Annotated in this window: 15 protein-coding genes; 12 read left to right on the forward strand and 3 right to left on the reverse strand. The window is 44.0% G+C overall.

Translation table 11 applies throughout. The features are described from left to right. Positions 1 to 123 precede the first annotated feature (123 nt). The 8 genes from iolE to KCX82_RS17395 all read left to right on the forward strand — a co-directional run bounded on the left by iolE (position 124) and on the right by KCX82_RS17395 (position 13,789). Positions 124 to 1,020, forward strand: coding sequence for a myo-inosose-2 dehydratase (gene iolE / locus KCX82_RS17360; RefSeq protein WP_227019765.1), 897 nt, complete (start codon positions 124 to 126; stop codon positions 1,018 to 1,020). A 245-nt stretch (positions 1,021 to 1,265) separates the two neighbouring features. Further along, the gene (locus tag KCX82_RS17365) at positions 1,266 to 2,627 is read left to right on the forward strand and encodes a M23 family metallopeptidase (protein WP_227019766.1); all 1,362 of its coding nucleotides are present in this window, start codon (positions 1,266 to 1,268) and stop codon (positions 2,625 to 2,627) included. 75 nt (positions 2,628 to 2,702) lie between these two features. Beyond that, positions 2,703 to 4,484 carry a MutS family DNA mismatch repair protein gene (locus KCX82_RS17370; protein WP_227019767.1) on the forward strand — a complete coding sequence of 594 codons (1,782 nt, stop codon included), beginning with the start codon at positions 2,703 to 2,705 and terminating at the stop codon, positions 4,482 to 4,484. Positions 4,485 to 4,634: 150 nt separating this feature from the next. After that, entirely contained in the window at positions 4,635 to 7,097 is a 2,463-nt protein-coding gene (gene ligD, locus KCX82_RS17375; protein ID WP_227019768.1) for a DNA ligase D, read from the forward strand. Positions 7,098 to 7,213: 116 nt separating this feature from the next. After that, positions 7,214 to 7,642, forward strand: a complete 429-nt coding sequence (locus tag KCX82_RS17380; RefSeq protein ID WP_227019769.1) for a winged helix-turn-helix transcriptional regulator — start codon at positions 7,214 to 7,216, stop codon at positions 7,640 to 7,642. 308 nt (positions 7,643 to 7,950) lie between these two features. Further along, positions 7,951 to 9,294, forward strand: coding sequence for a GntP family permease (locus KCX82_RS17385; RefSeq protein ID WP_227019770.1), 1,344 nt, complete (start codon positions 7,951 to 7,953; stop codon positions 9,292 to 9,294). Between the two features lie 110 nt (positions 9,295 to 9,404). Next, positions 9,405 to 11,354, forward strand: a complete 1,950-nt coding sequence (locus KCX82_RS17390) for an FAD-dependent oxidoreductase (RefSeq protein ID WP_227019771.1) — start codon at positions 9,405 to 9,407, stop codon at positions 11,352 to 11,354. Positions 11,355 to 11,539: 185 nt separating this feature from the next. Beyond that, positions 11,540 to 13,789, forward strand: a complete 2,250-nt coding sequence (locus tag KCX82_RS17395; protein WP_227019772.1) for a 5'-nucleotidase C-terminal domain-containing protein — start codon at positions 11,540 to 11,542, stop codon at positions 13,787 to 13,789. Positions 13,790 to 14,017: 228 nt separating this feature from the next. On the opposite strand, the gene KCX82_RS17400 is transcribed toward KCX82_RS17395, so the two are convergent. Further along, positions 14,018 to 14,617 carry a hypothetical protein gene (locus KCX82_RS17400; RefSeq protein ID WP_227019773.1) on the reverse strand — a complete coding sequence of 200 codons (600 nt, stop codon included), beginning with the start codon at positions 14,615 to 14,617 and terminating at the stop codon, positions 14,018 to 14,020. Positions 14,618 to 14,899: 282 nt separating this feature from the next. Beyond that, positions 14,900 to 16,075 (reverse strand): transglutaminase-like domain-containing protein, encoded by a 1,176-nt coding sequence (locus tag KCX82_RS17405; RefSeq protein ID WP_227019774.1) that lies wholly within the window; start codon positions 16,073 to 16,075, stop codon positions 14,900 to 14,902. A 370-nt stretch (positions 16,076 to 16,445) separates the two neighbouring features. On the opposite strand from KCX82_RS17405, the gene KCX82_RS17410 reads away from it, so the two are divergent. Next, positions 16,446 to 17,678 (forward strand): 5-bromo-4-chloroindolyl phosphate hydrolysis family protein, encoded by a 1,233-nt coding sequence (locus tag KCX82_RS17410; RefSeq protein WP_227019775.1) that lies wholly within the window; start codon positions 16,446 to 16,448, stop codon positions 17,676 to 17,678. An 82-nt stretch (positions 17,679 to 17,760) separates the two neighbouring features. Then, positions 17,761 to 18,918 (forward strand): toxic anion resistance protein, encoded by a 1,158-nt coding sequence (locus KCX82_RS17415; protein ID WP_227019776.1) that lies wholly within the window; start codon positions 17,761 to 17,763, stop codon positions 18,916 to 18,918. An 81-nt stretch (positions 18,919 to 18,999) separates the two neighbouring features. Here KCX82_RS17415 and KCX82_RS17420 read toward each other — a convergent pair whose 3' ends face one another. Continuing rightward, the gene (locus KCX82_RS17420; protein ID WP_227019777.1) at positions 19,000 to 19,692 is read right to left on the reverse strand and encodes a DUF554 domain-containing protein; all 693 of its coding nucleotides are present in this window, start codon (positions 19,690 to 19,692) and stop codon (positions 19,000 to 19,002) included. 290 nt (positions 19,693 to 19,982) lie between these two features. Here KCX82_RS17420 and KCX82_RS17425 point away from each other — a divergent pair, with 290 nt between their 5' ends. Together KCX82_RS17425 and KCX82_RS17430 are read left to right on the forward strand one after the other, a co-directional pair. Continuing rightward, positions 19,983 to 20,630 carry a hypothetical protein gene (locus tag KCX82_RS17425; protein ID WP_227019778.1) on the forward strand — a complete coding sequence of 216 codons (648 nt, stop codon included), beginning with the start codon at positions 19,983 to 19,985 and terminating at the stop codon, positions 20,628 to 20,630. Then, a complete protein-coding gene (locus KCX82_RS17430; RefSeq protein WP_227019779.1) occupies positions 20,627 to 21,247 on the forward strand; it encodes a hypothetical protein in 621 nt (206 codons plus the stop codon). The genes KCX82_RS17425 and KCX82_RS17430 overlap by 4 nt, the downstream gene beginning before the upstream one ends. Positions 21,248 to 21,400: the final 153 nt, after the last annotated feature.

The raw sequence follows: 21,400 nt of genomic DNA on the forward strand, positions 1-21,400 counted from the left end.
GAAATATGATGCTGAGATATGGTTCTCCCATGATCCTGACCAATTTGAGAAATGGGAAAAGGTGCCTCACTTATATTGATATAGCAAATCAGAAAATAATTATGTTTAAAGGATGGTAAAAATATGGAGAACAAAAGAATTCAGATCGGAATTGCTCCGATCGCTTGGACCAATGATGATCTGCCGGATTTAGGCAGTGAAAATACATTTGAGCAGTGTGTCAGTGAAATGGCGCTCGCCGGATTTAAAGGATGCGAAGTAGGGAACAAGTATCCAAGAGATACCAAAGTTCTGAAGAGAGCACTTGATCTCCGCGGGATTAAGATCTGCAATGCATGGTTCAGCGCATGTTTTACAACAAAGCCGGAAGAAGAAGTAATAAAGGAATTTATTGAGCAAAGAGATTTCTTATATGAAATGGGTGCAAAGGTAATCGGTGCTGCTGAAGTTGGAAACAGCATTCAGGGACTACCGGATCCGATTTTTGATGCAAAACCGGTTTATACGGAAGAACAATGGGAAAAAGTGATCAAGGGATATAATAAAATGGCTGATCTGGCGGAAGAAAAAGGCATGAAGCTTTCCTGCCATCATCATATGGGCACCGGTGTTCAGACCATGGAAGAAATTGACCGTTTTATGGACAGTGTGCAGGATAACGTGTATTTGCTTTACGATTCCGGCCATATTTATTATTCGGAAGGAAACTATGAAGCTTGTCTTACTTTGCTCAAAAAATACATTGATAGAATCGCTCACGTTCATCTCAAGGACGTAAGACCGGAAGTGATTGAAAAGGTAAGAAAAGAAAAAATGAGCTTCCTGGATGGGGTTCGTGCCGGAACCTTTACGGTTCCGGGAGACGGAGTCATTGATTTTGAACCAATCTTTAAAATGATCAATGAAAACAATTATGAAGGATGGATGGTCGTAGAGGCTGAACAGGATCCTGCCAAAGCAAATCCATTTGAATATGCATTGAAAGCCAGAAAATATATTGAAGAAAAATCTGGATTCTGATACCAATTATCGAATCAAGAGTAAAATCATTTTTGTCCTCCAAAGACAAAGGGAATGCCTGCAGTAAATTGGACAGTCTTTTCTGACAGCTCAATTCCTGCAGGTATTTTTTACAGTTGATATTTTTTTAAAATTATGGCTTACTTTTATTAGCAGTATTTCCATATTGTGAAGTGATTAGCTTTACCGATCAATTGTAATAATTACTGTATAGGGATCATCGGTTACTTAACTGGGAGGATATTATGAAGAAATCAGCATTTGGAAAAGTATTATTCATATTAATCATTGCAGCTTTTTCCTTCACGTTCTATTTGTATAAAGCTGAGCCTGATTTTTTTCTGGAACGTTTTTATGATCGTATTTACTCAGACCGTCTTGAGGCAGTACCGGAAGTTTTACTGAACGAAACCCCCGTCTTCTTTGACATGACCGGGGAAGAGTGGCGCATTCGAAAGAATAACGGACAATGGTACACACCACCAAATGAGCCTGACAATATCAGGATGAGCGGTTATGAACCCCAACCTGCTGCTGCCGTAACCTCCTATGAAAACAAATTGGCGGTGAATGTCGATAAAGAGCCAGACAGGGCAAGCCTGAAAATCATTGAGACAGACTCTGATGAGGTTGTTTTGGAACAACAGGCGGGGGATCTATTCAATCTTCCGCTGCCGGAGAGGAACGGAGACTTTACGTATGAACTGACGATGGAATGGACCCGAAAAGAGAATCCCTACCGGGGGAAATATGTACTTAAAATCCCTGTGGCAATGGATTTGCCGGAGAAATTTGTTTTTTCGGCACAAAAGCTTATGCAGGGTCAGCTGTTGGAGGTTAAAGTCTGCTATGCCGACAATCCGGATGACATTATTTTCAAGCAATCCATTTACAGTAAGTTCCGATGGTATCAACAGGACGGTTTTCTCAGGGGTTATTTACCTACGAATTATAATGTAAAACCGGGTTTGTATCAAATCAATTATGGTATCAAAAGTAAAGGGGCTGAGTCTACCCAGGAAATTGAGATAGCGGAATATGATTACCATATTCAATACTTAAGCATTGATCCGAAAACGGAACAGGAAACAAGAAATGAAGCAGCCTACGCTGAATATCACAAATATTACACACCCGTAAGAAATCAATCGGAGCCGTCCAGATACTATACGCAAAGTTTCATTTTGCCGGTCAGAGGGTGCCTTACCACAGAATTCGGAGAGACTCGCTACGTCAACGATTTACCGACTTCGTACAGGCATCTGGGCCTGGATATTGCCGCACCTGCCGGGACCGAGGTTAAGGCCGCGAATCGAGGCAAAGTGGTTCTGGCAAGATCGCTGACACTTACGGGGAACACTATTATGATTGACCACGGGGAGGGTTTGTTTAGTGTCTATCATCACATGCTGAACCTTTCGGTAAAAGCAGGTGAAATAGCGGAGCGTGGGCAAAAGATAGGAGAAGTCGGCTCCACCGGTTTTTCCACCGGACCCCACCTGCATTTTATGATATCGTATTACTCGATGAATCTTGAACCCGGTTATTTTCTCGTCGGGCAGCCGATCACTTATGAGAATTATCAGGAGTTTATCTCCAGCCCCTAATTACCGGCGATCTAATCGCTTCTAGCAACTTCTTTTAGAGATAATGGTTTTTACTTTAATCTGTGAGGTAATGGTTTGAAAGATCTTTTTGAAGCAGCTATCTGCAAACAAAAAAGCAAGTTTCATAAAAATAAGCGGCTATACAATTTGGTTGGCTACATCAAGCTGATCCTTTTCATATTTTTCGCTGTCAGCATTTATTTCGTGATTACACGACAGGAAAGTATGGTCTTCGCTGCAGCAGCAGTCGTACTTCTTATCATTCAAATTGCGGCATGGGTATATCACGCTATCTTAAACGCAAGGGTGGAGCAATCAAAAGGAATCATTGAAATCAATCGAAGACATCTTGACCGACTTACAGGTAAATGGACAGAGTTTCCCGATACGGGCGAAGAGTTTATTGACGCAGAGCACCCCTATGGATGTGATTTGGATATCGTAGGAAAGGATTCGTTGTTCCAGCTCCTTAACACGACCCACACATGGCATGGGCGCCGCGCTTTTGCCGCTGATCTGCTGCATGCAGCATATTCGAAACAGGAAATCATACAACGCCAGGAAGCTGTAAAGGAACTTGCGGAAAATAAAGAGTTCACCGATGAGCTTGAGTACCGATTTTCAAAGATTGGCAGCGATCCTGCTGCGGAAGTGCTGCTGCAAGAATTACGGGATGCTCAGCCTTTCATAAAAAAACGATCTCTAAGGATTCTGTTGACATATGGTCCTCTCATTGCAATTCTGCTTATGGGGCTTTCTGTGATATTCCATTGGAAGCAGCTCTATTTACTTTCTGTGATACTTTTTGCTGTACAGACCCTGGTCTGGTTAACGGGGATGCCGGCCACTTATAAGTTTATTCGAATCGTGAATCGCCTTCCGTTCAGGCTGAATGCCTACAAAGAGGTTCTTGAACTTGTTGATACGACCAAATTTGCAGCTGAAAAATTGAAGGAAATACAAACCAATTTAACGACCTCAGATCTTTCGGCGGTGCAGGCCATAAAGGCACTTGCTAAGATTGCAGATAAGGTCAGTGTCCGCGGCGTACCTATTGTGTATTTCCTATTAAATGTGCTCCTCCTTTGGGATTATGAGTGTGTGTTCATGCTGGAGGATTGGAAGAAAAAATATGCACCGTACTGTGAAAAATGGTTCCTCGCCCTTGGAGAACTGGAGAGCCTTTCTTGTTTTGCGACAATGACAAAGGTCTGCAGCCATACCTGTTTTCCGCATATCTCTGACACTCGCGGGTTGGAGGCAACAGAGCTGGGTCATCCGCTGATACCGGACTCCGTCAGGGTTACAAATCAGATCCGGCTCAACAATAACATTGTCATTATCTCAGGCTCGAATATGTCCGGAAAAACGACTTACCTTAGAACGGCAGGAATCAATATTGTGCTGGCACGAGCAGGCGGCCCGGTATGCGCAATGGAAATGACCTGTTCGGACCTTCACATCATTACATCGATGCGCATTGCGGATGATTTGAACGAGGGTGTCTCCACCTTTTATGCCGAACTAAAACGGATAAAAGGAATACTGGATAACTCCAGGAACGACCGTAACACGCTGTTTCTCATAGACGAGATCTTCCGAGGAACAAACTCCGTTGACAGACTGACCGGTGCAAGAACCGTTATCACCAAGCTAAACGAACTTGGTGCGATGGGAATGGTTACAACACACGACCTTGAGCTGTGTGAATTACAGCAAGCGATTCCCCGCATCCAAAATTACAGCTTTTCAGAGTATTATGAAAACGGGCGGATCTATTTTGATTATAAAATACAACATGGTAAGTCGAAGACCACAAATGCAAGGTTTCTTATGGAACTGGTTGGAATCATCTAGGCATACACCGGCTGGGCTGATTTTGCATATTCCTTATGAAACCCGCGGATAATACCTAGAAACTGATTTAAAAAGTTTTCGACTTTCTTAGCTGCATAATAGAATGTGATAAAGCTGCAGCATATCGGACGAAAAGGTAAATTGTTATAAATGACTATAAAATTAGAAGAATACAACCAAAAAAGAAATTTTGAAAGAACGGTGGAACCGGAAGGAAAAGCAGAAGATCCGGAAAAGCACCTGAAGTTTGTCGTCCAGCACCATGCAGCCCGCAGAGATCACTACGACCTGCGTCTCGAATGGGACGGTGCTCTTTTAAGTTGGGCGGTGCCTAAGGGGCCTTCCTACGATACCCATGACAAGAGGCTTGCCGTACAAGTGGAGGATCATCCTCTGGAATACAGGAACTTTGAGGGGACGATTCCAAAAGGTGAATATGGCGGAGGAGTCGTAATGCTTTGGGATGAAGGCTACTGGGAGCCTCAGTCGGACGTGGAAGAAGGACTCTGTACGGGCTCGTTGAAGTTTATTCTAAAAGGAAGAAGACTTAAGGGTAAATGGGCTTTGGTTCGATTAAAACCAAAAGCGGGTGAGACTAAGAACAACTGGCTCTTGCTCAAAGAAAAAGATGATTACGCGAAAACTGCGGACAAGATTCCTGAGTTTACCACCAGCATCAGAACAGGGCGCACCATGACGGAAATCGAAAAAGGGGAAGAGGTAAAAATCACGCGGAATCCCTTTGATAAGGTCAACGTACAGCTTGCCAAACTTGTCAATACGATTCCCACCAGCGAGGATTGGCTATTTGAACTGAAATACGACGGCTACAGGATCCTTGCATATCTGGAAGGCAGCAACGTTCGGCTCATCACCAGGAACGGCAATGATTATACAAAACGGTTTACCGATATTGCATATTCACTCATTGATTGGGCTGCCGGAAGGGCGATGATTCTGGACGGAGAAATGGTGATCCTGGATGTGGAAGGTAAGACGGATTTCCAGGCGCTGCAAAATTATATGAGAAATCCTAAAGGCCAACACCTTACCTATATCGTCTTTGATCTCCTGGCACTGGATGGCGAGGACTTCAGGGGACACCGCCTGATTGACCGAAAAGAAACGCTGAAAGCGCTGATGAAGGATTCTCATAAAAACCTACGCTATAGCCAACATCTCGAAGGAAAAGGAAAGGAATTTTTTCATGCAGCTTGTCAGGCAAATTTAGAAGGGATCGTTGGTAAAAAAGCAAATTCCATCTACAGCGGGACAAGAAACGGTGACTGGATCAAGCTGAAATGTGAAAAAAGACAGGAATTTGTCATTGGAGGATATACGCTTTCTGATAAAAAAACGAGCGGGGTAAGCTCGCTTCTCCTTGGCATTTATGAGGGTGAGGAATTGGTCTATGCCGGACGTGCCGGAACGGGCTTCACCGTACAGACCATGAAAGAGCTCGAAGATAAATTTAAAAGTATAAAGCGGAAAGAGACTCCTTTCATACGGGAACCGGAGTCTAAGAAGAACGAAGAAATTACCTGGCTCGAACCTGTGCTGGTCGCGGAAATCAAGTTTGCAGAATGGACCGAAGATCATCTGTTAAGACAAGCAAGCTTTAAGGGCCTTCGGACGGATAAGGATCCGCGGGATATCAAAAGAGAAAATGCGAATGATGAAACCGAGTCAGATGAAAGGCCTGAAGAGGAGCAATCACCCGCCGAAGAATTGGAGAGACCAATGAATGCAACAGATAACAGTATAAGCATCGCCGGCATAAAGGTTACCAGCCCGGACAAGGTGATCTTTGAAAATCCTGAAATCACAAAAGTCGATGTGGTCCGATATTACGAAAGGATCTCGGAGCGCATGCTGCCGTATGTGTGTAACAGAATTCTCAGCATTGTACGCTGCCCGAAGGGAGTTTCACAGTCTTGCTTCTTTAAAAAGCATCCCGGTCCGGATAACAAAGCAATCGTCACAATGCCAATCACGAACAGCAGAGGAGAAACGGAAGATTACTTCTATATCGAGAATATTTCCGGACTCATCTATGAAGCTCAAATGGGTACGCTGGAATTTCATACCTGGGGAAGCCGTGCTAACGATCTGGAAAAGCCGGATATGATGGTATTTGATCTGGATCCGGATGAGGAAATGGATCTGGAAACGGTGCGCCAGGGGGTCAAAGATGTAAAAAGTATCCTTGAGCAGCTATCTCTTAAATCGTATCTTAAGACCAGCGGAGGGAAAGGGTACCATGTGGTTGTACCTTTCAAACCAACTGTGGATTGGGAGACCTTTCACGATTTTGCCAGGCGTATTGCCGAAGTGATGGAACAGCAGTGGCCTGACCGCTACACAAGTAACGTCAGAAAGGTGAATCGGAAAAACAAGATCTTCATCGACTGGATTCGAAACGGCAGAGGGGCCACAAGTATCGCTCCCTATTCCGTAAGAGCAAGAAACGGGGCAAGAGTCTCTATGCCCATTACATGGAAAGAGCTTGAGACGGTGGAGCCTGATGGTGTCAGTATGGCAGATGCGCTAATCAGGATTAACGGTGAGGATCCATGGAAAGATTTTTTTCAGATCGATCAACGACTGAAATGAAAATCTTAAATAATATTGCCCATGGGTCTTCATTTAGATATAATCAGAGTACAAATCATAAGATGTAGATAGCGGCGATTATTCTGGAGGTCATCTTAAGAAGGAGAGAGTACTCAATGGAAAAAAGCAATCCAGGAAAAAATAATTTATATAATTTTGAAAATGACCCTTATAATTATGTGATTAATACTTTTTGCAATAGATGGAAATTCTGTATCATACGTGGTATTTATTTTGATGGGGCAACCAGGTTTAATCGATTTACCAAGCAGCTGCCCATCTCGGAAAAAGTTCTGACAATGACTTTAAAAGAGTTGGAAACAGACGGATTAATCGAACGTACCGTTTATCCTGAAGTGCCGGTAAGGGTTGAGTATACGCTCACAGATGCCGGAAGAAGTTTAATGCCTCTTTTGGATATGATGTATGATTGGGGATGGAAGCGCATGAAAGAGTTGGGTTTGGAAATAGACCCGCTGGGTGAGATGTGGCACGGATATCGGGAGAAGGATGAGGCTTTCATGAAAAACCCGTTTAAAAAATAGTACTTAAGAATCAGTGAAGCCGAATGCAGATTGAAATGCATTCGGCTTTTCTTTTTATTATTCCGTCATTTCCCATTTTTTTTATTGCACTTACCAAAAGGAAAGCAACTTTTCTGCCGGTATGTTGCCAGCAACATTTTCTGCTTATGGAAAAATTGTACGTAATTTACATCAATATCTCCTTGCTCTATACTCGAATTGTTAAAAATAAACCAATATTGTGACGGCCATTACAATAGCAGACGTTTTCCTTTTGAAAAGGGAAACAAACAGTAACAGATCAGTATAAACAAGGGAGGAAGAAAATTGTGACTATGTCTTTTGTCATTGGTATACTATCTATTCTAATTGCATTTGGAATGCTGGTATACTTCTCGTTTAAAGGATTTTCAATCATCTGGTTAGCTCCGATTTGTGCACTGGTAGTGATAGTGCTGAATCAAATGGATCCATATACAGTCATTACAGAGGCATTTATGGGGGGATTTTCCGGGGTGGTTGCCGCTTTATTCCCCATATTCTTTTTAGCAATCTTAATGGGACGTATCTACACGGATTCCAATGCAGCCATGTCCATCGCGAAAACGTTAATGCATGTTTTCGCAAGAAACGCTGCAGGAGAAAGAAAACAGCTGATTGCAATTATTATCTGTGCAGTGACCGGCTTTGCTCTTGCGTATGGCGGTATCGATACCTTTTGTGTGTTGTTCACTCTTTTCCCGGTTATTTTGAGTATCAGTGAACAAGCTGACATTCCCAGAAGATTCATGATCGGGATCATGTGTATCGGAGTTACTGCGGCTGCGGTTTGTCCCGGTGCGCCGCTTGTATCGAATTACATACCAATGCCTATTTTAGGAACGCCTTCTACGGCAGGTTTTCTGCCGGGGATTATTGGAAGCCTGATTATCCTTGTGGGATGCTGCTGGACTTTGTTTTCAATGGTAAAGAAAGCCAGCCGAAACGGAGAACATTTTTCATATGGTCCGCTTCCGGTACCGGAGGAATCCGAGGATAGAAATTATCCAAGCTTTCTCTTTTCGATTTTACCCATTTTGTTTGTAGTTGTGGCTTTTGATATTTTTAAATTAACTCTCATCTATTCCTTAGCAATCGGTTTAATCGTTTCCCTAATTCTTTTGCCAAGATATTTTGTTGCCAAGGAAGGGGAAAGCGCTCTAAGAGCATTGATTCATACATTAAATGAAGGCGGCAGAGCCGCAGCTGAAGCCATTGCCATGCTTGCCATTATGGTTGGCTTTGCTTCTGTGGTACAGGCGGCACCTGTGTTTCAGACAATTGTTGACGGTGTGACCAACCTGTCTGTACCGTCGCTGTTTATTGTATTGATTTCAACAGGATTGATCGTTGCAATTACCGGATCTCCGCCGGCAGGACTTCAGATTATTCTACCTATTCTTTCAACAACGATTACGGACGTGCCCCCTGCGGCAATGCACCGTGTAGCATCCATGGCAACCCAAACTTTAGATTTGCTTCCGTTTCAGGGTGCCATCATCATTATGCTTGGCATGGCAGGATTGTCTCATAAAGAGGGGTATCATCCAATATTCAGAGCCGAAGTTATTTGGGGATGTGTCGCAGCTGTAGTGGTAACGATTCTACTTACTCTTTTTCCTGCGCTTGCTTAAAAGCGGAAACCATCACTTCTCTTAAATGAACTTAAGAGAGACCAAAACACACCAAACAACACTGGAACAGTGGAAAGGATTTTATTATGACATACCATGCATACCCGCATATGTTTTCATCATATACCATCAAAGGCTTAACGTTTAAAAATCGAGTATTTGCTTCACCGATAACCACGAATCGAATCGTGGATCATGGCTATCCTACTCCGGAAGGCATCGATGCCTTCGAGACAAAGGCCAGAGGTGGATTCGCGCAAGTGACACTCACGGAGTCTTTTGTTGATAATGAATATGCAGCTCGTCATGAGCATGGACTGAACGTTCATGAAAAGAATATGACAACCTATCATATGGAGAGCATTATGACTCTGACTGAGGGCATCAAGGCTCATGGTGCGGTTGCTTCTATTCAATTGAATCATATTGGTGCAATTAACCATCCGGACACGATTATTAACCATAATAATCCCATCGGTCCTTCTGCATTTGTGAGGGAGGATGGAATTCAAGTAGATGAGATGACTGAGGAAATGATGGAGCATGTAGCTGATAATTATGCTGAAACGAGCTGGAACTGCAAGGCATTAGGCTTTAACATGGTAATGCTCCACGGCGGTCATGGCTGGCTGCTTTCACAGTTTCTCTCTCCCCGTATGAACCACCGCACCGACGAATACGGCGGCAGCATGGAAAATCGTGCCCGTTTCCCCATTATGGTGTGTAAAAAGATCCGTGAGCTTTGCGGCGATGATTTCCTGATAGAGTACCGTGTTTCCGGTTCCGAGCGTATGGAGGGCGGAATGACGCTGGATGACTGCATTGAGTTTTGCAGGATTATTCAGGACTATGTTGACATGATTCATGTCACCAGCGGCATCTATCATTCTCACGTAGAAACTAAAGCATTTTCCTCTATGTTTGACGAACATGGATGTAACTTGGACCTGGCGGCGGCGGTCAAAGCTGCGGTTCGGGTTCCGGTTGTAGCTGTAGGTGGTTTTAATGATCCGCAGCAGGTTGAAGATGCCATTGCTTCCGGTAAATGTGATTTTGTTGCATTAGGCCGTCAGCAGTTTGCAGATCCTGAGTTTTGCAACAAGGCACTGACCGGACGTGCGGATCAGATCGCTCCATGTCTGCGTTGCTCCTGCTTTAATCCTTTGGCCTCCAATCCAGGGGAGCGACCGATTCCTGAGCTGTGGCACTGTGCTGTTAATCCGTGGGCATCACGCGAACTGCGTTGGAGACAGGCACCTCTTCCGAAAGGCAAGAGAAAGGTTGTTGTAGTCGGAGGCGGAGTTTCCGGCATGTATGCAGCATTGACTGCAGCCGAGCGGGGGCACGATGTGACTCTGTTTGAGAAAGAGGATAGGCTGGGCGGGCAGCTGTGGTTTACGGATGTGGATACCCATAAGGAATCGCTGAAGCGTTACCGGGATTCACTCATAGCACGCTGCGAGTACGTGGGTGTAAATATCATGCTGAATACCTGCGTAACTCCGGAACTGATGAAGACCATGAACCCGGATGCAGTGATCTGCGCGGTAGGAGCGAATCCATTCGCACCGCCTATTAAAGGTATAGAAAAGGCAACACATGCTGTGGAGATTTACAAGGATTTGTCCCGGCTGGGCAAGAAGGCAGTCCTCATAGGCGGCGGTGCTATAGGATGCGAAACCGGATTTTTCTTTGCAGAGCAGTGCGGCTCTCAAGTGCACATTTTAGAGATGAGAGATGATGTGTGCAAGGACTCCAACGATTCCCAGCGCCGTGCTTTGATTCCGAGAATGAAGAAAATCGGAATGACTTGGGACTGCAGTGTATCGGTAACGGAAATTACCGACAAAGGTGTCATCTTTATAGATAAAGACGGCATTGAACAGTTTGCGGAAGCAGACAGCGTTATCTATGCCTGCGGCAGCCGTTCCAATGATGATGCTGTAAATTCTCTGAAAGGAATCATACCATGGTTTATCGTTACCGGTGATGCGCAGAAAGCACGTACCGTAAAGCAGGCGACCTACGAAGGCTTCTGCGCTGCAATGGATATACTTTAATAGAAAATAAAAAAGATGCCTTGTGATTTCCCTGTTTTACGAACGGCAAAGACCGGTGAAAAGAGTATATATTAAAAATTATTTGTAGAAACTTTTAACAAGAAGTTTACCATAAGTTGGTAGTATGTCCTAATGCCGAGTGATATAATAAATGAAAGAAGATTTCATCATTTCGGAGGTGTGATATGAAGAAAGTTAAAAGATCAGTTGTTTCATGGGCGCTGGCCTTTCTCTTGGTATTTGGCCTGCTGCCTGGAGGTATTACCGCCGCCGCAGCCAACGGCGAGCCCGGTCCGGGCGATATCGTCATACTCTACACCAATGACGTACATTGCGCAGTGGATCAGGTAATGAGCGAGGGGGTCGTCACAAACATCGGATATGCCGGCGTGGCGGCCTATAAAAAGGAAATGGAGGAACGGGTAGGCAAGAGTTACGTCACTCTGGCAGATGCCGGGGATGCAGTGCAAGGGGATGCCATCGGTACGCTGTCACAGGGACAGTACCTTGTCAGCATCATGAATCAGGTGGGCTACGATATCTTTGTGCCCGGAAACCACGAGTTTGACTACGGCATGGATCGCATGCAGGAGTTGATGAAGAACTTTGACGCTAAGGTGATCTCCAGCAACTTCACCGATTTAAATGCCAAAAAACTTGTTTATGAGCCTTATACCATCGTCACCTACGGACAGGGTGAAGACACAACGAAGATCGCCTACGTGGGCATAACCACACCGGAATCCTTTACCAAATCCACTCCAGCCTATTTCCAGGATAATAAAGGGAATTTTATCTATGGCTTCAAGGAGGGAGGCAACGGTCAGGAACTATATGATGCTGTTCAGAACGCTGTAGACGCAGCTGAAGCCCAGGGTGCGGATTATGTCATCGCCATCGGGCATTTGGGGATTGACTCCCAGTCCAGTCCTTGGCGCTCTACTGACGTTATCGAAAATACCACGGGAATTGACGCCTTTATCGATGGGCATTCACACAGCACCATGGAGAGTCAGATCGTAGAAAACGCGGATGACGAAAGGGTTATTCTGACTCAGACTGGTACCAAACTGGCCAGCCTAGGACAACTGGTGATAAAAGCCGACGGCAGTATCACTACCAAGCTGGTAACCGGTTATGACAAGCAGAATAGTGCAACTACAAACTTTATCAAGGACATCGAAAATGATTTTGAGGATGATTTAGCACAGAAGGTGGGCAAAACAGAAGTGGCCCTGATGGTGAATGACCCGGCAACGGACAAACGTATGGTGCGGAACAGAGAAACCAATCTGGGTGATCTGTGCGCTGACGCCTATCGTTATGTTCTCGGCAACGGGAAAACCGGAACGCAGAGCGGTCCTGCGGACATTGCATTTGTGAACGGCGGCGGAGTGCGGGCCAGCATCGATGCCGGTGATATCACCTTTGGTGAAGTGATCACGGTGCATCCGTTTAATAACGTTGGCTGTGTTGTAGAAGCAACCGGACAGGAGATTCTGGATGCACTGGAAATGGCAGCGCGCGTGGCCCCGGATGAGAACGGAGGTTTTCTGCAGGTTTCCGGCCTGGCTTATACCATTGATACTTCTGTAACATCCACGGTAGTGGTTGACGACAAAAAGAATTTTGTCAAGGTTGGCGGTGAACGCCGTGTCAAAGACGTCAAGGTTGGAACCGAGGCGATTGATCCAAATAAAACCTACACACTGGCTTCTCATAACTACATGCTGCTGGACGGCGGAGATGGAATCAACATGTTCCGCGACAACAAGATCGTGGTGCAGCCAGTTTTGCTGGACAATCAGATCCTTATCAGCTATATCCAGGATCATCTGAAAGGCACGGTAGGTGAGGCATATTCCAATCCTTACGGACAAGGCCGCATTCAGGTCAAAGCGGATACTTCCTTCGCCGATGCAGTCAACCATTGGGCAGTCAAGTCCATTGACTTTGTCACAGAGCGGGGACTCTTCTCCGGCACGTCGGCAAACAAGTTCTCTCCCAATGCGGCTATGACACGCGGCATGCTGGTTACCGTCCTGCATCGCCTTGAGGGAACACCGCAGGGTGCAACACAGACCTTTGCTGATGTTCAGGCGGACAAATACTACGCAAGCGCAGTTTCCTGGGCTGCGGAGAACAATATTGTTACAGGTATGGGCAACGGCTTCCTGCCGGAGAACAATATCAGCCGTGAGCAGCTTGCTGTGATCCTTTACCGTTATGCAGCTCCGGAACAGACCACCGGAAGTCTGGACAACTACCCTGATAAAGCGGCCGTATCTGCCTGGGCGACCGATGCGATGCGTTGGGCGGTCAGCAGTGGGCTGATCTCAGGTGACAACAAGGGAAATCTGAATCCTGTGGGAAGTGCAACACGTGCTGAGGTTGCAACCATGCTGGAGCGGTTTGTTACCAATACTGCAAACTAAAGGTCTGATTGCATAATTTTAAGAAGGCTGTTGATTCAAATGCTGTTTAAGAATTCAAATTCAAGGAGTTGTCTCTTTTTACTGAGACAGCTCCTTTTGGTGAAAAGATACCATTCGCGATGGGAAAAAGTTGAATAGGAAACGCTGGGCAGCAGATATGTAAAATAGAGTAGGTAAGAAATAACTGTGTAAATCTTCTGAATTTAGTGCTGGTTTCATTTATTGCTATCAATTCAGCCCCTTGTAATGCGATTTGAAAAATTCTTTCAAGGAATTGACTAACAGTGATAATATGATATAATTTGTGATCTGATCCTGCACTGTTATCAAATTTTGATAGGTTTCACAAAACAGCTTTCTGGTTTCAACGTCATCTGATCCCAGCAATATTTTTTTCTTCAACTCAAACTTTACTCTGTTTAGATCGCAGATCTCATCTTTCGTCATACCGTTTTCAATTTCCAGTTGCATCATCATCGTATTTCTTGTTTTGCTAAGAGTCTCTTCACCATATTCTACACAAAATTCACAAAACTTGATAAGCTCGTTCTTATTTGCAAAACCGGAAATCCAATGATTAATTCCTGATTTGTGAGCATAGTTTACGATCAAAGAGTCAAACTCATTCTGAATAAAACTAGATGCAAGAATGGATAGAGATTCACACCCCTCGACAATAAATTTCGGTTCCAAATTACAATCATTCATATTTGCCATAATCCTGTTGGCTTCCATAACGATCATATCCGGCGAAACAATACTTCTGCTGCAAACCGCAAGAAGTTCCTCTATGTTATGATCTAAAGTTTTCTGATCATGCATATTCATGAATCCCCCTTATCCCCTTTATGAGTCCAGTATAGCATAGCGATGTATGCCGTCAATTTAGAAGCTTTCCAAGAAAAAAGCGAAAATACGACATTCTTCATAAAGGGGTTGTCAGAGGGAAAATGATGTGATTTGGAAATGATAGTAAGTAAGAAAATTCTGTGTAACTCTCACTGCCAGACTAAAATGACCTTATCCTCATGCTCAAAAAGAAATCAGGAGAGTGTTACTCTCCTGATAAAAGCATATTGCAATTATACGATTAGTGTTGAAAAATATGGGTTACCACTCCGCCTGAACCACGTCATACTTATGATTGGACGAAAAATCCGAGTTATCAAAATAATTGTATCCGGAGTTTCCGAACGTCGTATCCACATTGATCCATCTTTCTTCATCAGGGTCATAGATTTGATTCCAGACATGTTCTCCCCATTCCACGCCGCTGTAGCCCAGGCCTGAGACCAGTCTGACGTTAACGCCAACTGCACGGCACATGGAAACATATAGACAGGAGTAGTCAAAGCACACGCCCGTTCTTTCCTCAAAGGTTACGATCGAACCGGAATTGACACGGGAAGGATTTTCGAGAATGATTTCTGCCTTCGCTTGATCGTATTGAATATTTTTGCTGACCCAATCGTAGAGCAGGCGGGCCTTTTTTTTGTTATTTTCTTCCGTTCCAACGATCTGTTTGGCAGTATTGTCAATATCGGAATTCGATTTGATCGCTTCGTCGATGGTCATACCGTTAAAATATTTGATCGCGGGCAGCTTCCAGTAATTTGGATCACTGCTGCTTTCGGTATTAGCGGGAGTAAAATCCTCAGCAGCTCTTCTAAAAGCATTACTGACCATTACGGGTATATTCTTTACTGAGTCTGCACTTAAAACCGGATGCAATATATTTCTCTGAATTGCTTGATACGCTTTAGACTCATTGATATAGTCAGTGGCGGAAGGATTGTTGATGAAGCTTGTATAAAAATTTAGCAGCAAAGAAAAGATAAGCACCATCCAAAGAGACTTCGGAAGCTGCCATAATCCGCCGAAGATCCGTTTTACCTTCGGATTCATCGAATCCAATGCCGAGGAAATCATGTCCGCTAAAGGCGAAATCACATGTCTGATCAAAGGGATTGCCAGAAGTCCCAGAGCAAAGAAGATAATGGACATAAAAAGAAACATAGCAATCATGTAGGCTACAATGTCATGATTATATTGAGCAATCAAATCCCGGGCAGTCGGAATAATCTTATACAAAACGGCTAAAAAACCGTTCTCTGTACCGGAAAAAAGTAATCTGACAAGGGTAACCGCCAGAAAAATCCCTAAAATAAATTTTAGGCTGCTCCAAACCGACAGCAGCGAATGCTGCACCCTGTTTCTTGAGACCGGCTGAAAAAGGCCTGTCAGCAGAGGCATTAAAAAGATACAAATCATTATAACAGTTATCATATTTATAGTACTGAACAATTTCATAGCTTCTCCGTTTTCTATATCGTTACAATGGATCATTTATCCTAAGATGCAAACGTTTCTCTTAAATAAATTATATCATAAAGTTTTGAAACAGCCAGCCTGCATAATTTACCATAAAACAGGGGCATCCTTTTAATATATTATTCTGCTGATTCCCGCTGTCTTAATCAAAACTTTAACCTGTCGTTAAAATAAAATTCATAAAATCATGCTTGATTTATGTTATAATAGTTCCACTAGTGATATCCAGAATTAGTAGTGGAAGGAACTATTTCATCATAAATTTCATTATAACAACGCCGCCAAATAAGGAAGCGTTTTTAAAAACTGGGCGTGGGGGGATACCATGAAAAACGACAATTTTATAGATTTTGGAGAAGAAATCAGCAGAACGGTCAGAAAAGTGCTGAACGGTCAGGAAATGTACGACCTGAGACATATGATCAACCATACGATGCGGAACGTTCCGGGAATGGGCGGAGGCCCGTTCTACGAAGGACCTTTTAAAGGTGACAAATTTCCGCGTTTGTCAAAAGAAGAGAAGAATGAGGACGGAAACTTCGGAAGCCACGGAAATTATGGGAACTCCGGAAGCTATGGAAGCTACGGGTCCTGTGGCTCACAGCACGGCAAATCCCGAGGCAAGAGTCCCAAGGGAGCAAGCTTCGTTCCAAGTACATTGTTTCTGGTTTTCGGTTCCATTAGTGCCGTTGCCAGTGGGCTAACCTTACTGGCGTGGACTGTACTGGAAGTCACCATCGGAAATCTTCCCGGCGCGGAAGCGATCGAGGCTGTATTTGGGGGCCTATTCCTTGTATCTCTGGCTTTGATCATGATCGGATCACAATTGAGAAAACGTGCCAAGCGATTGCGGCTTTATCTGAAAGTGCTGAATGGACGTACCTTTTGTACGATCAAGGAGCTTTCCGCAGCCAGCGGCAAGGGTACGAAATTTATCATCAAGGATCTTCGGAAAATGATTCATGCCGGACTGTTCTCGGAAGGATATATGGATGAGCAGGAAACCTGCCTGATGACGGATTACAAGACCTATACACAATATCTTGAGACGGTAAAATACGCTAAGGAGCAGCAGGAGATCGAAAAAAGAGAAAAAGAAAAATGGGCAAATCGCCAGGGCGGAGCTGAACTGAAGGAAACCATTGACGAGGGAAACAATTATATCAGAACGATCAAGGCGGCCAATGATGCATTGCCGGAAGCGGAAATTTCGGAAAAACTGGATCAGCTGGAGCTGGTTACCACGAAGATCTTCAATTATGTTGAGCAGCATCCGGAAAAACTGCCGGAAATCCGTAAATTCATGTGCTATTACATGCCGATTACCCTGAAGCTGGTCAATGCGTATCAGAAGTTTGAACAACACGGTACCAAGTCAGAGGAGATTGAGGCCACAAAGCTGGAGATCAAGGGGACCCTTGACACCATCAATAAAGCATACCTGAATTTATTGAATAAATTGATGCAGGCGGATATTTTGGATGTTTCATCTGATATTTCCGCATTGGAGACGATACTGGCCCAGGAAGGGCTGACCGAGGAAGATTTTAAGGCATAGATCAACCAATAAACCACCATTTATCAGCAGAGAACAGTTTACGGTGCTAAACTGAATCAGCCCTGCAAAGGAGGAAATAAAAATGAGTGAAGAGATGAAAGAAACCGCAGAGCAGACTCCGACCCTGACTTTTGATCCCTTTGAAGAGGAAGTCATGATGGCGGCGTCCGCTGCAGCTTCCGGTTCCGCAGAGCCGCAGGCACCTGTTGTTCAGGAAATCCCGCTGACTCCGGAAGAACAGAGAATGGTAGACGAGTTTGCATCGAAGATCGAACTCAGCAACACCAATCTCATCATACAGTATGGCTCCGGAGCGCAGAAAAAAATAGCGGAATTTTCCGAGTCGGCATTGAACAATGTACGGACAAAGGATCTGGGAGAAGTAGGAAACCTGCTTTCCAACGTGGTCACCGAGCTGAAAAGCTTTGATGCAGAGGAGGACGAGAAGGGGTTTCTTGGGATTTTCAAGCGTACATCCAGGAAACTATCTAACATGAAAACAAAATACGATAAAGCGGAAACGAATGTAAATAAGATCTGCAGCATTCTGGAAAATCACCAGATTCAGCTTTTGAAGGATGTAGCTATGCTGGATAAGATGTACGATATGAACAAAGTCTATTTTAAAGAGCTATCCATGTATATTTTGGCAGGAAAGAAAAAGCTGAATGAGGTAAGGACTGCAGAACTGCCAAAGCTGACTGAAAAGGCACAGGCCAGCGGTCTGCCGGAGGACGCCCAGGCGGCCAACGATCTCTCTGCCATGTGCAGCCGCTTTGAGAAAAAGATTTATGATCTGGAGCTGACCCGGATGATTTCCATTCAGATGGCGCCGCAGATCCGTCTCGTACAGAACAACGACACCCTGATGTCAGATAAGATCCAGTCTACGCTGGTCAATACCATTCCGCTCTGGAAGAGTCAGATGGTCCTCGCTTTGGGAATCGCTAATTCCCAGCAGGCAGCCCAGTCTCAGCGGAAGGTGACGGACATGACCAACGAACTTCTGCGAAAAAATGCAGCCACCCTGAAAATGGCCACCATCGATACTGCGAAGGAATCAGAGCGTGGTATCGTCGATATCGAGACTCTGGTAAGCACGAACCAGAGCCTGATTTCCACATTGGAGGAGGTCACGAAAATTCAGGAGGAAGGACGCCTGAAACGAGCCCAGGCGGAAAAAGAACTGAGCCGTATCGAAGGCGAACTGAAACAGAAGCTGCTGGAGATCCGGAAATAGCGGAATCAATGCTCTATGATAAGAATGCAACAATAGCCTTCTTTTGTTTCGAAGGCTATTGTTTTTTGTTATGAAAAATCTTTATATCAGCGTTACGATCCAGCATAAAATAGGGGCAACAATAATTGCGGGAAGATAATTTGCCACCTTGATTTTGGCAATTCCGATGATGTTCAATCCAAGTGCTATGATCATTAGTGAGCCGGCACAGGTAATTTCCGCAATAGCAGCATCCGTAAGAATCGGCTGTAAAAACTGCGCCAGCAGAACAATAGAACCCTGAAATACGAGTACAAAAGCTGCGGAAAACAAAACACCGACACCCAGACTTACGGATAGCATGGCAGAGGATATCAGATCCAGCAGTGATTTTGTATAAAGCATTTCATTGTCCCCGGTAAGCCCCGCATTCAGTGAGCCTACTATTGTCATGGCACCAATGCAAAATAACAGACTACCCGTAACAAATCCTTCAGCCACCGAAGAGGCACCCTCATCGGACTTCTTGAACCGCGTTCCGATCCACTCGCCGAAAGCATTGATTCTTTTGTCAATATCCAACCATGTCCCTATTACAGCGCCTATGACGACGGAAATGATGAGAACCAGCGTATTTTCACCCTTCAGCGTTCCGGTTATGCCGATGTAAACGGTACAAAGGCCGATCCCAAGCATGATTGCATCGGTAAATTTTTTGGAAATTCCTTTTTTGAACAGCAAGCCCACAAGGCTTCCTATAATAACGGTTGCCGTATTAACAAGTACTCCCAGCATTTCGTTCCTCCTAACATCATCCGAAAAAAGCTTACTATTCATTTCGCTGCTTGTCAACTTTTGTTTTCCCATCTATTTTGTTTTCCCATCCTGTGGCAAGTAATATTTGTTTGATGAAGCTTTAAATTGTTAGAGTTCCTTTATCTGCAACGGAAAAGTAAAATACATTTTCAGATAAAGATATCAAAACTAGTCATCAATAAATATACTGTACTATTAATATTAAAGGAGTAAACAACATGTTATCTAAGAATAGAATGCCCGAGCAACAATGCATTACTTTCGGCGAAATGAATATAATATTTAACTCCCGAACCCTATGGAGGCAACTGGCCATATGGACGAGAGCATTGATTATCAGCAAAACCGCTGGAATTGGAATTGCTGAAGAGGTTTTCAGACGTGTATACAGAGTACCGGAAGGATATGCCAACATGCTTCGGATTGTTTTCGGCAATAAAATTTCGGAGGACTACATGATTCTATTGTCTGCAGCCGTATCACTATACAATCAAATCATTACCGCTTATCTGGATGGTGATACTGATACCGTCAATGATCTGGCGGCACGTTTATATGAAAATGCGGATGAGAGAGCGACTTTTCTGTCATCCATCAATCCGTACTGGGATGTTACCGAATGGAGAGATCTTATGTATACTTATGTAGCCTATACACTGGAAGAAATCGTTACCTCTATCACAGGTGAACATGCAAAAAATATTGATGTTTATGACAGGATTCTGTCACAGGCTTCTGCCATGGGGGACTACTTTTCACAAGGTCTGTTCAATTATATGACGCAGATTCCTTCTGATAATGAAAATCAATCGCCGAGCCCTTTCGAAAATGAAAATCAATCGCCGAGTCCTTCCGATAATGGTAATCAATCCATGAAAGCCGTTTATTGCAACCAATATGAAAGGAGCGGAAAATGACAATTGAAAAAAATAGACTGATAGAGCAGTGCATCACCTACGAACTTCTGAATACGATTTCCAACGCAAGAACTTTCTGGAATGAACTTTCAATCTGGACGAGAGCATATTTACTCAGCAGATATGAGAAATTAGGCAATGAAGAAGAAATATTTGCACGGCTGAATAAAGTTCCTTCCGTATATGGAGATATGCTGAGGAGTGTATTCGGAGATAGAATTACGGAAGATTACATGCAGCTGTTATATACACACATCTCGTTAATTGACCATTTGATTGCGGCCCAAATGGAGGGCAACTCGGAAGCGGTGAGTGAATACACCAGGCAGTTATACCAAAATGCAGACCAGAGGGCTCAATTTTTAGCTTCTGTAAATCCCTTCTGGTTTGAAAATGAGTGGAGGAACATGTTATATAATTATCTGCGCAGTACCATAGAGGAATCCACCACATTTTTGACGGAGGATTATCCCAGAAACATAGACATTTTTGACAGACTTCTTGAAAATGCTGAAATCATCGGTGACTATTTTTCACAGGGCCTTTATAATTATTTATCTTATAGCCCGGAATATGAAGAAAGCCTCCACGATATCCAAACCGGTCAGAACGCGTAGTTTTTTACCTATACAGGATGAACACAGGAAGAAACCCTTTTCATCATCTCTGCAACTTTGAACTTCCCCCTCGGACTATTGATTTCTCATGCATATTATAGTAAAGTTAAATAGCTGATTTTATTTGCGCCAGCATACAAAGTACAGAAGGGA

The organism is Sinanaerobacter chloroacetimidivorans, from assembly GCF_018128545.1.
GTDB classification, from domain to species: Bacteria; Bacillota; Clostridia; order Peptostreptococcales; family Anaerovoracaceae; genus Sinanaerobacter; species Sinanaerobacter chloroacetimidivorans.

What these genes read in the sequence shown, in the direction of transcription:
- KCX82_RS17415 (WP_227019776.1), top strand. Translation starts at nt 17,761, where the DNA reads ATGAGTGAAGAGATGAAAGAAACCGCAGAGCAGACTCCGACCCTGACT.
- KCX82_RS17395 (WP_227019772.1), top strand. Translation starts at nt 11,540, where the DNA reads ATGAAGAAAGTTAAAAGATCAGTTGTTTCATGGGCGCTGGCCTTTCTC.
- KCX82_RS17430 (WP_227019779.1), top strand. Translation starts at nt 20,627, where the DNA reads ATGACAATTGAAAAAAATAGACTGATAGAGCAGTGCATCACCTACGAA.
- KCX82_RS17420 (WP_227019777.1), bottom strand. Translation starts at nt 19,692, where the DNA reads ATGCTGGGAGTACTTGTTAATACGGCAACCGTTATTATAGGAAGCCTT.
- iolE (WP_227019765.1), top strand. Translation starts at nt 124, where the DNA reads ATGGAGAACAAAAGAATTCAGATCGGAATTGCTCCGATCGCTTGGACC.
- KCX82_RS17365 (WP_227019766.1), top strand. Translation starts at nt 1,266, where the DNA reads ATGAAGAAATCAGCATTTGGAAAAGTATTATTCATATTAATCATTGCA.
- KCX82_RS17400 (WP_227019773.1), bottom strand. Translation starts at nt 14,617, where the DNA reads ATGAATATGCATGATCAGAAAACTTTAGATCATAACATAGAGGAACTT.
- KCX82_RS17405 (WP_227019774.1), bottom strand. Translation starts at nt 16,075, where the DNA reads ATGATAACTGTTATAATGATTTGTATCTTTTTAATGCCTCTGCTGACA.
- KCX82_RS17390 (WP_227019771.1), top strand. Translation starts at nt 9,405, where the DNA reads ATGTTTTCATCATATACCATCAAAGGCTTAACGTTTAAAAATCGAGTA.
- KCX82_RS17380 (WP_227019769.1), top strand. Translation starts at nt 7,214, where the DNA reads ATGGAAAAAAGCAATCCAGGAAAAAATAATTTATATAATTTTGAAAAT.
- KCX82_RS17425 (WP_227019778.1), top strand. Translation starts at nt 19,983, where the DNA reads ATGAATATAATATTTAACTCCCGAACCCTATGGAGGCAACTGGCCATA.
- ligD (WP_227019768.1), top strand. Translation starts at nt 4,635, where the DNA reads ATGACTATAAAATTAGAAGAATACAACCAAAAAAGAAATTTTGAAAGA.
- KCX82_RS17410 (WP_227019775.1), top strand. Translation starts at nt 16,446, where the DNA reads ATGAAAAACGACAATTTTATAGATTTTGGAGAAGAAATCAGCAGAACG.